This window comes from Nostocoides australiense Ben110, assembly GCF_001050535.1.
GTDB lineage: Bacteria > Actinomycetota > Actinomycetes > Actinomycetales > Dermatophilaceae > Nostocoides_A > Nostocoides_A australiense.
This window is the reverse complement of record NZ_HG764815.1, coordinates 1,645,615-1,652,565: the sequence shown is the minus strand read 5'-3', so window position 1 is coordinate 1,652,565 and position 6,951 is coordinate 1,645,615. Positions and strand designations below refer to the sequence as shown.

3 protein-coding genes and 1 pseudogene are annotated in these 6,951 nt (G+C 69.6%); all 4 read right to left on the bottom strand.

Annotated elements, in window-relative coordinates; all coding sequences use genetic code 11:
• Nucleotides 1-170 precede the first annotated feature (170 nt).
• A complete protein-coding gene (gene pgm, locus BN11_RS07850; protein ID WP_048696394.1) occupies nt 171-1,841 on the bottom strand; it encodes a phosphoglucomutase (alpha-D-glucose-1,6-bisphosphate-dependent) in 1,671 nt (556 codons plus the stop codon).
• Nucleotides 1,842-1,886: 45 nt separating this feature from the next.
• Nucleotides 1,887-3,905 (bottom strand): beta-propeller domain-containing protein, encoded by a 2,019-nt coding sequence (locus tag BN11_RS07845; protein ID WP_162213186.1) that lies wholly within the window; start codon nt 3,903-3,905, stop codon nt 1,887-1,889.
• Between the two features lie 75 nt (nt 3,906-3,980).
• Nucleotides 3,981-6,218 (bottom strand): 1,4-alpha-glucan branching protein GlgB, encoded by a 2,238-nt coding sequence (gene glgB, locus BN11_RS07840; protein WP_048696391.1) that lies wholly within the window; start codon nt 6,216-6,218, stop codon nt 3,981-3,983.
• Between the two features lie 2 nt (nt 6,219-6,220).
• Nucleotides 6,221-6,951 (bottom strand): annotated as a pseudogene (locus tag BN11_RS07835) (maltokinase N-terminal cap-like domain-containing protein); the annotation flags it as partial.

The window sequence follows — 6,951 nt, the reverse complement described above, 5'->3', positions numbered from 1 at the left end:
GCGGCTGCGACGGGCCGCCGCCTACAAGAACTCGATCGGCTCCCCGCCGCGCCCGCGTGACAGGGGCCGGCTCACGGACTTCCTGTCGTCAGCGGCCCGGTTGTCCACTGGACAGCGGCCCGGTTTCCACTGGCCAGCGGCCCGGTTGTCCACGTGCCCGGCCGCCGGCGTCAGGACACGCCGAGGGCCGCGCTGACGACGTCGTGGGCCTGCGCCTGCACCTGCGCGAGGTGTTCGGGGCCTTGGAAGGATTCGGCGTAGATCTTGTAAACGTCCTCGGTGCCGCTGGGGCGGGCAGCGAACCACGCCGACTCGGTGACGACCTTCAGGCCGCCGATCTTGGCCCCGTTGCCGGGAGCCTCGGTCAGCTTCGCCGTGATCGCTTCTCCCGCAAGGGTTTCGGCAGTGACGTCGGCGGGGGAGAGCGCGGCCAGCTTGGCCTTCTGCTCCCGGTCGGCCGGGGCGTCGATGCGGGCGTAGGCCGGACTGCCGTGCTTGGCGGTCAACTCGGCATACAGCTGGCTCGGGCTCTTGCCCGTCTTGGCCTGGATCTCCGAGGCCAGCAGCGCGAGGATGATGCCGTCCTTGTCCGTCGTCCACACCGTGCCGTCGAAGCGCAGGAAGGACGCCCCGGCCGACTCCTCGCCACCGAAGGGGCCGGAACCGTCGAGCAGGCCCGGCACGAACCACTTGAACCCGACCGGGACCTCCACGAGCCGGCGGCCCAGATCGTCCGCGACCCGATCGATCATCGAGGACGACACCAGCGTCTTGCCGATGAACCCACCGGCGCGCCAGCCCGGCCGGGCACCGCCATACAAGTACTGGATCGCCACGGAGAGATAGTGGTTCGGGTTCATCAGCCCGGCGTCGGGCGTGACGATGCCGTGCCGGTCGGCGTCGGCGTCATTGCCCGTCGCGATCTGGAATTGGTCGCGCTTGTCGATGAGGGAAGCCATCGCCGACGGCGACGAGCAGTCCATGCGGATCTTGCCGTCCCAGTCGAGCGTCATGAACCGCCACGTCGGGTCCACGAGCGGATTGACGACTGTCATGTCGAGCCTGTGCCGCTCGGCGATCGCGCCCCAATAGTCCACCGCGGCCCCACCGAGCGGGTCGGCCCCGATGCGGATGCCGGCCTCCTTGATCGCCGCGATGTCGACGACATTGGGCAGGTCGGCGACATAGGTGCCGAGGAAGTCGTATGCCGAGCAGGCCGCCCGCGCTCGGGTGAAGGGCACCCGCCGGACGCCCTCCAGCCCGGCCCTGATGTAGGCATTCGCAGCTGCCGCAATGGCTTTCGTCGCATCGGTGTCGGCCGGGCCGCCGTGCGGCGGGTTGTACTTGAAACCGCCGTCGGTCGGCGGATTGTGCGACGGGGTGACGACGATGCCGTCGGCCAGGCCGGTGCCCGCCGGCAGGTCGTCGACTCCGCCGATCTTGCCGCGGTTGGCGGTTAGGATGGCATGCGACACCGCCGGCGTCGGGGTGTAGCGGTCGTCGGCGTCGACAAGCACGGTCACGTCGTTGGCGATCAGCACCTCGAGCGCCGACGCCCACGCCGGCTCGGACAACCCGTGCGTGTCGCGGCCGATGAAGAGCGGGCCGTCGAAGCCCTGCTCGCGGCGGTAGTCGCAGATGGCCTGCGTGGTCGCGAGGATGTGGTCCTCGTTGAACGCGGTCTTCAGCGACGACCCCCGGTGCCCGGAGGTGCCGAAGGCGACCTGCTGGTCGATATTCTCCGGGTCCGGCTTGCCGGTGTAGTAGGCCGTCACCAGACGGGCGACATCGACCAGATCGGAGGGCTGGGCCGGCTGTCCTGCACGCTCGTGGATCGTCATGCCCCCATCCAAGCACTGCCCCCGCCGGGTCGCCACGGGCGCCCGTCAGCTGGGGAGCGGGATGGTCTTCTCCGGCGTCAAGGTCGCGAGGTCGAAACGTTGCAGACCGCGGTAGCCGAGGGTCCACACGTTGTCCCCGATGACGAACACCCGGCTCGGGCTGTCGTCGTAGCCGGACCGGCTGCTCGCCGCGCGCGGGCCGTCGGCGAGCGAACGGCCGGCGAGCCGGGCGCTCAGCACGCCGGTGAAGTCGCGGCTGTTACTCCACAGCGTCGCCGGGACGTATGCGGTGTCCTTCCACCACAAGAATGCGCGGTGATCCCACTCGACGGGTGAGTTGGCGTTCTTCCACGTCAGCTGCTGCAGTCGCGTCGGTCGCGCCGCGTCGCCGACGTCGAACAGCGAGACCTGCAATCCCCTGACGGCCCCGGTCTCGGCGTCCGCGTCCTGCCCGACGCCGAGCAGCAGGCCGTCGCCGACGGGATGGAGGTATGCCGAGTAGCCGGGAATCTTCAACTCGCCCGCCACCTTCGGCTTGGTCGGGTCGCTGGTGTCGACGAGATAGAGCGGATCGGTCTGGCGGAAGGTGACGATCGCAGCGAGGGTGGGGGAGAGGTAGCGCACCGAGCGGATGTGCTCGGTCAGACCCATCCCGTCGACCCGGCCGACGGTGACGAGCTTGTCGCCCTGCTCCTTCAGCACCAGCAGGGACGATTGGGTGTCCGTCGACCACTGGAGGTCGGAGGTCGTCGTCGCCACCCGGATCACGCCCCCGTCCTCGTCGAGGGCGAACTGGTTGACCAGCCTCCCGGCGACCTTGCCGGACCCCGCATAGCGCGTCGTGGCCGGGTCGCTGATGTCGAAGGAGTGCAGCCCGGTCTTGAGCTTGCTCATATCGGAGCGGCGCAGCCATCCCAGGTTCCAGATGTCCCACGGGCTGGTGGCGACGATGAGCCGGTCGGTGGAGGCATAGACCGTCTCGCCGGTCGCGACCACACCCACCGTGGACGTCGGCGTGACCCGCCCGTCCGCGGACCCGGCGTCGAAGGTCAGGACCGACAGCGTGGACAACCCGGCGAACTCGTCCGGCCGGGCGATCGCGGCACAGTCGATCAGCCGCTGGGCCTTCGAGGCGTTTCCCTCGGCGTCGAGGGTCTGCACGTGCGGCACCCAGTCGTCGATCGTGCTCTTGGCGATCACGTCCTTGTTGGCCCGCGTCGCGTCCTCTTCCGCATCGAGGCCGCCGCTCTTCGGCTGGGTGAACCTCAGCCCGGTGGGCTCGGAGACCAGGACCAGCCGCACGGAGGTGCCGATCATCCGGGCCGAACGGTAGCCACCCTCGATCCGTGACGCCCCGAGCACCTTCGGGGCGCTCGGGTCGGTGAGATCGACGCGGGTGACCGTGGTCCGTTGCGGGGCGAAGGCGGGCACGGTCAGCCTTTCCGGCCCGTCCGACAAGGTGGGGTAGGCATCGGTGCTGGTGCTCAGGACGATCAGGGTGCGACCCGACAGCAGCAGTTCGGCCGAGACGCTTCCGGCCCGGGGGATGGTGATCGTGCTCAGCAACCTGCCGGCGTCGGCGTCGGTCACCTGGATGCGTCCGTTCAAGGAGGTGACGATGATCGTGCCGTCGGTCTTGACCGTGTCGGCCTCGTCGACCCCGTCCTCCTGGTTGTTCGTGCCGCTCCGGGCCTGGTCCGCGGACGACCCGGACCCCGCCGCCGCACCTGTCGCCCCGGCCGACGGGGTCGCCCCTTCGACGGCCGTGCTGGCGTTGTACGCGACCGGCCCGCCGGCCAGCCCGTAGGGCCCCACCAGGGGCTTTGCCTCGCTGCGGAAGTAGTCGAGCAACTGGTCGCAGGAGGCGAACGGTTGCAGTGCCGCCGCCGGGTCGGCCGTGAACGCCCCGCCCCCGGCACGGCCGACCGGGCCGGCGGTGCTGCTGGGTCCCGATGTCCCGGTGCAGCCCGCCACCAGGGCCAGGGCGGACCCGGCAGCCGCCACAGCGACCGCGGCTCGGCGCAGGGGTGAGATGGGACGGGACGCTCCGGGCGAGACCTTCATGGTCATCCTCCGCGCACTGGTGGCCGGTCGTTGACCAGGCTTGGACGCGGAGGACGACCAGATGGTTCCGGGGCGCTACGCGGTCGGAGCGGCCTCGGCTGCCTCGTCGGCCTCGGGCTCGGGCCGGTGGGGCGCGAGATAGAGAGCGGCGAGCTTGGGCACCGACAAACTGGCCGAGAACGGCTGGTTGTCCCACGGGGTCGGCTCGGCGGTGACGATCACGCCCGACTGCGAGGGGGAGCCGTACTCGTCGAAGCCGGAGGTGTCCATGATGACCTCCCACTCGCCGGCATACGGCAGCCCGAAACGCATTCCGTCCCTAGCGTTTCCGCCGAAGTTGATCAGGGCGACGACGGCGCTGTCGCCGCCGCGGTCGGGGTTGCCGAAGCGGACGTATGACAGCGTGTTGCCGGCGTTGTCGTGCGGGTTGAGCCACTCGAAACCGGCCGGGCTGGAATCCTGCGCCCATAGCGCGTCGTGGGCCTTGTAGATCTGGTTGAGCTCCTTGACCAGGTTGTGCACGCGATAGTGCGCCGCGTGGTCGAGCAGCCACCAGTCGAGCCCGTGCCCGTCGGCCCACTCCGACGGCTGGGCGAACTCGCAGCCCATGAAGAGCAGCTGCTTGCCCGGGTGGCTCCAGATGTAGGCGAGGTAGGCGCGCAGGGTGGCGAGCTGGTCATACCGGTGCCCGGGGATCTTGCCGAGCAGCGAGCCCTTGCCGTGCACGACCTCGTCGTGGCTGATCGGCAGGATGTAGTTCTCGCTGTAGGCGTACATCAGCGAGAACGTCAGCAGGTTGTGGTGGTACTGCCGGTGCACGGGGTCGCGCTGCAGGTAGCGCAGCGAGTCGTTCATCCATCCCATGTTCCACTTCAGGCCGAAACCGAGCCCGCCGCTGGCCGTCTCCTTGGTGACACCCGGCCAGGAGGTGGATTCCTCGGCGACCGTGACGATGCCGGGGTGCAGCTTGTATGCCGTGGCGTTGGTCTCCTGGAGGAGCCCGATCGCCTCGATGTTCTCGCGGCCGCCGTATTGGTTGGGCAGCCACTCGCCGCTGCGGCGGGAGTAGTCGAGGTAGAGCATGGAGGCGACCGCGTCGACGCGCACGCCGTCGGCGTGGAACTCCTCCATCCAATACAGGGCATTGGCGACGAGGAAGTTGCGCACCTCCTTGCGGCCGAAGTCGAAAATGTGTGTGCCCCAGTCGGGTTGGTCACCGCGACGCGGGTCGGCGTGCTCGTAGAGGGCCAGCCCGTCGAAGCGCGCCAACGCCCACTCGTCGCGCGGGAAGTGCGCCGGGACCCAGTCGAGGATGACGCCGATACCGGCCTGGTGCAGCTTGTCGACGAGGTACTTGAAGTCGTCGGGAGTGCCGAAGCGGGCCGTCGGTGCGTAGTAGCCGGTGACCTGGTAACCCCACGACGGGCCGTAGGGGTGCTCCATCACCGGCAGGAATTCGACGTGGGTGAAGCCGAGGTCCTGGACGTAGTTGACCAGGTGCTCGGCGAGTTCGACATAGGTCAGGCCGGCCCGCCAGGAGCCGAGATGGACCTCGTAGATGCTCATCGGGCCGGTATGCGGATTGGTCTCCCGCTTGCGTGTCTCCCACTCCGAATCCGCCCACTGGTAGGCCGAGTCGTGCACCACCGAGCCGGTGCGTGGCGGGACCTCGGTGCGCAGGGCCATCGGATCGGCCTTGTCGCGTTCGACATCGTCGGCGCCGCGGATGCGGAACTTGTAGGTCGAGCCCGGGCCGACGCCGGGGACGAAGAGTTCCCAGACACCGGAGTTGCCGAGCAGGCGCATCGGGTGGCTGCGGTTGTCCCAGCCGTTGAAATCACCAACCAACGCAACGGCTTTCGCGCGCGGCGCCCAGACGGCGAAGGACGTGCCCGTCACCGAGCCCATCGGGCCGTCGTAGGTGTGCACGTGCGCGCCCAGCACCTGCCACAGCTTCTCGTGCCGGCCCTCGTTGATGAGGAAGCGATCGATATCGCCGAGGGTCGGGGCGAACCGGTAGGGGTCGTCCTGCTCGTGCTCGACGCCGTCCTCCCACGTGGTCAGGATGCGGTAGTCGAGAGCGTTCGTGGCGCCGGGGCGCAGCCCGCTCCAGATCCCGTCCGATTCGTGGCTCAGTTCGCTGATCTCGCCGTCCTCGAAGCGCACCCGCACCCGCTGGGCGAGCGGGCGCATGACCCGGATGCGCAGACCCTCGGCCTCGATGTGCTGCCCGAGCAGGTCGTGCGGCTGCTGGTGTCGGCCGTTCGCCAGGGACCAGCGGGCGCCGGGCAGGGCGCTGGGAGGAGTGGGCATGGTCAGTTCTCCTTGGTGGGTAGGGCCGTGGGCAGCAACCGGTCGATGGCGGCGAGCGGGATGGTGAGCCAGTCCGGGCGGTTGCGGGCCTCGTAGACCACTTCATACAGGGCTTTGTCGACGATATAGGCCGACAGCAGCGGCCCCGCGTCGCGGGGGTCGTGTCCCGATTCCTCGGTGTAGCCGGCGAGGAAAGCCTCCTGGGTCGCCGTGACCCAGTCGCGGGCGCTCTCGCCACGGTTCTGCTGCTCGACCGAGCCGCCGGCGTAGTCGAAGGAGCGCAGCATGCCGGCGATATCGCGCAGCGGCTGGTCGGTGCGATTGCGCTCGGCCAGCGGGCGCAGCGGCTCGCCCTCGAAGTCGAGGAGCACCCATCCGCGCTCGGGCACGTCGAGGACCTGTCCGAGGTGGTAGTCGCCGTGGATGCGCTGGAAGTCGGGCCACGACGCGGCGGCGGCCGCGGCATACAGTCCGTCGATGCCGACCGCGTGGGCCTGCAGATCGGGCACCTCGGCGAGCGCGGATCGGAACCGGGTGCGCATCTCCTCGATCGTCTCGGCGATGCGGCCCTCGTCGGCCGCCTCGGCCGCCTCGGCCGGGAGGGTGTCGCGCAGGATCGCGTGCACCTGGGCGGTGGCGGCGCCGAGGGTGCGGGCCTGTTCGGTGAAGTCCTCCCCGCGGCCGGCGGCGACCAGCGCTTCGCGCCAGGCGTCCTGCGCTCCGGGCAGGAACT

Coding starts and splice junctions, on each gene's coding strand:
- glgB (WP_048696391.1), bottom strand. CDS start 6,218: ATGCCCACTCCTCCCAGCGCCCTGCCCGGCGCCCGCTGGTCCCTGGCG.
- pgm (WP_048696394.1), bottom strand. CDS start 1,841: ATGACGATCCACGAGCGTGCAGGACAGCCGGCCCAGCCCTCCGATCTG.
- BN11_RS07845 (WP_162213186.1), bottom strand. CDS start 3,905: ATGAAGGTCTCGCCCGGAGCGTCCCGTCCCATCTCACCCCTGCGCCGA.